Source organism: Phyllobacterium bourgognense, assembly GCF_003337575.1.
GTDB lineage: Bacteria > Pseudomonadota > Alphaproteobacteria > Rhizobiales > Rhizobiaceae > Phyllobacterium > Phyllobacterium bourgognense.
In genome coordinates this window covers 1-3,197 of record NZ_QPJM01000051.1, presented here as the reverse complement: position 1 = coordinate 3,197, position 3,197 = coordinate 1, and the positions used below count along the sequence as shown (strand labels likewise).

The 3,197-nt window shown below is 63.8% G+C and carries 3 protein-coding genes; all 3 read left to right on the top strand.

All coding sequences use genetic code 11. The features are described 5' to 3' along the window. Positions 1 to 36: 36 nt before the first annotated feature. Positions 37 to 1,401 carry a Re/Si-specific NAD(P)(+) transhydrogenase subunit alpha gene (locus tag C7476_RS27715; protein WP_114433119.1) on the top strand — a complete coding sequence of 455 codons (1,365 nt, stop codon included), beginning with the start codon at positions 37 to 39 and terminating at the stop codon, positions 1,399 to 1,401. After that, positions 1,401 to 1,814: an NAD(P) transhydrogenase subunit alpha part 2 gene (locus tag C7476_RS27710; protein WP_114433118.1), complete on the top strand. Its 414-nt coding sequence runs from the start codon at positions 1,401 to 1,403 to the stop codon at positions 1,812 to 1,814. The genes C7476_RS27715 and C7476_RS27710 overlap by 1 nt, the downstream gene beginning before the upstream one ends. A 10-nt stretch (positions 1,815 to 1,824) precedes the next feature. Then, on the top strand, positions 1,825 to 3,197 hold a 1,373-nt coding region (locus C7476_RS27705), incomplete at its 3' end, for an NAD(P)(+) transhydrogenase (Re/Si-specific) subunit beta (RefSeq protein WP_147274764.1).

Sequence of the window (3,197 nt, the reverse complement as noted above, 5' to 3'; positions counted from 1 at the left end):
GCCTTTGTTGTGTTTAACTTGCTTGGGGGTGAGAGCTTGGCTCAGACACTGTTCATACCGAAAGAGATCGACGAGCCGCGGGTTGGCGGTTCGCCGGAGACGGTCAAGAAGCTGACAGCCCTCGGGTTTGCGGTTGTCGTCGAGGCTGGCGCGGGGGTTGCCTCGCGCATACCGGATAGCGAGTTTGTCGCGGCGGGGGCGGCGATCGGCAGGGCCGGCGATATCGCCAGGGCCGATGTGGTGCTGAAAGTGCGCCGGCCGTCCTCGGCCGAGCTCAAGGCCTACAGGAAGGGTGCGGTGGTCATCGCCATGCTCGACCCTTACGGCAATGATGCGGCGGTCAAGGCGCTGGCCGATGCCGGTGTCACGGCCTTCACCATGGAATTCATGCCGCGCATCACGCGGGCGCAGGTCATGGACGTTCTGTCGAGCCAGGCCAATCTTGCCGGCTATCAGGCGGTGATCGATGCGGCATCGGAATATGACCGCGCGCTGCCGATGATGATGACGGCTGCCGGCACCGTGCCTGCCGCGAAAGTGTTCATCATGGGCGTCGGTGTTGCCGGGCTGCAGGCGATTGCCACGGCACGCCGGCTGGGTGCGGTGGTGACGGCAACCGATGTGCGTCCGGCGGTCAAGGAACAGGTCGCCTCGCTCGGCGCCAAGTTCCTCGCGGTCGAGGACGAGGAATTCAAGGCGGCGGAAACCGCGGGTGGCTATGCCAAGGAGATGTCGAAGGAATATCAGGCCAAGCAGGCGGCCCTGGTTGCCGACCACATCGCCAAGCAGGATATCGTCATCACCACGGCGCTCATTCCGGGGCGTCCCGCCCCAAGGCTGGTGACGCGTCAGATGGTTGCGCGCATGCGTCCGGGCTCGGTCCTCATCGATCTGGCGGTGGAACGCGGCGGCAATGTCGAAGGCGCGGTCGCCGGCAAGATTACCGAGGTGGACGGCGTCAAGATCGTCGGCCATTTGAATGTCGCTGGCCGTATTGCCGCCACCGCCTCGCAGCTTTACGCCAAGAACCTCCTCGCCTTCGTCGAGACCCTGGTCGACAAGGAGAGCAAGACAGTCAAGATCGATTTCGACGACGAACTGGTCAAGGCCACCGTTCTGACCCATGGCGGCAAGGTGGTGCACCCGAACTTCGCCAGTGCCGCAACTGCAGCGCCAGCACCTGCCGCCTCGGTGGCCAAGCCCGCTGCGGTCAAGAAGGCTGCCCCGGCCAAGCCAGCGGCAACCAAGCCGGCGCCCGCCGCAAAGGCAGCAACGGCCAAGGCCGCTCCCGGCAAGGCTGCGGCACCAAAAGCCAAGACAGCCGCAAAGACCGCTGCTGCCCAACCCGCTGCAGCCCCATCCCCAAAGACTGCCCCTAAAACGACTGAAGGAGAGGCATGATGGCTGCCGATGCAACCCTCGACAAGGCACTCGATGCCTTGAACCAGGCGACCGAGATGGTGCGTCAGGCCGCCGGAGCCATGCCGGATGCGGCAGGTGCTGCGGCGCATGCGGTCACCGGCGGTGCGGTCGATCCCTTCGTCTTCCGCCTGGCGATCTTCGTCCTCGCGATCTTCGTCGGCTATTATGTCGTCTGGTCGGTGACGCCGGCGCTGCATACCCCGCTGATGGCCGTCACCAACGCCATCTCCTCGGTCATCGTCGTCGGCGCGCTCCTGGCCGTGGGCCTCTCGGCCAGCGGGTTTGCCACCGGCTTCGGCTTCATTGCGCTCGTTCTCGTCAGCGTCAATATATTCGGCGGCTTCCTCGTCACCCACCGCATGCTCGCCATGTACAAGAAAAAAGAAAAGTGAGATTTGAACGATGAGCGTTAATTTCGCAACTTTTCTGTATCTGGTCTCCGGCGTCCTGTTCATTCTGGCGCTGCGCGGCCTGTCGCATCCGACCACCAGCCGCCAGGGCAATTTCTACGGCATGACCGGCATGGCCATCGCCATCGCCACGACGCTGGCTCTGGCCGAGCCAAGCCTCAAGGGGCTCGGCCTCATCGTCGTCGGACTTGCCATCGGCGGCAGCGTCGGCGCCTATATCGCCAAGCGCATTGCCATGACGGCGATGCCGCAGCTCGTTGCCGCCTTCCACTCGCTCGTCGGCTTTGCCGCGGTGATGGTGGCGGCCGCCGCGGTCTATGCGCCGGATTCCTTCGGCATTGGCGAGGTCGGTTCGATCCATGGCCAGGCACTGGTCGAGATGTCGATCGGCGTTGCCATCGGCGCCATCACCTTCACCGGCTCGATCATCGCCTTCCTCAAGCTTGACGGGCGCATGTCGGGCAAGCCGATCATGCTGCCGGGCCGCCACGTCCTCAATGCGGGCCTTTTGATCGCCATCGTCGTTCTCGTCGTGGCGCTGGTCCTGACCGAAAGCCATCTCGTGTTCTGGCTCATCGTCATCCTGTCGCTGATCCTCGGCGGTCTGATCATCGTGCCGATCGGCGGTGCCGACATGCCGGTGGTCGTCTCGATGCTCAATTCCTATTCCGGCTGGGCGGCGGCGGCCCTCGGCTTTACCCTCGGCAATCTCGCGCTGATCATCACCGGGGCGCTGGTCGGCTCCTCCGGTGCGATCCTCTCCTATATCATGTGCAAGGGCATGAACCGCTCGTTCATCTCGGTCATTCTCGGCGGCTTTGGCGGCGAGACATCCGGGGCAGCGTCCGGCGAAGTCGAACAGCGCCCGGTCAAGCAGGGCTCGGCCGACGATGCCGCCTTCATCATGAAGAACGCCTCCAAGGTCATCATCGTGCCGGGCTACGGCATGGCGGTGGCGCAGGCCCAGCACGCCTTGCGCGAGATGGCTGACAAGCTGAAAGCCGAGGGCGTCGAGATCAAATACGCCATTCATCCGGTCGCCGGCCGCATGCCCGGGCACATGAACGTGCTCCTCGCCGAAGCCAATGTGCCCTACGACGAAGTGTTCGAGCTCGAGGACATCAATTCGGAATTCGCCCAGGCCGATGTCGCCTTCGTCATCGGGGCCAACGACGTGACCAACCCGGCCGCCAAGACCGATCCGAAATCGCCGATCTTCGGCATGCCAATCCTCGATGTCGACAAGGCAGGCACCGTGCTCTTCATCAAGCGCGGCATGGGTTCCGGTTATGCCGGCGTCGAGAACGAACTGTTCTTCCGCGACAACACCATGATGCTCTTCGCCGACGCCAAGAAAATGGTCGA

Excerpts from the sequence above, each read along its gene's own strand:
- C7476_RS27710 (WP_114433118.1), top strand. The coding sequence starts at position 1,401 with ATGGCTGCCGATGCAACCCTCGACAAGGCACTCGATGCCTTGAACCAG.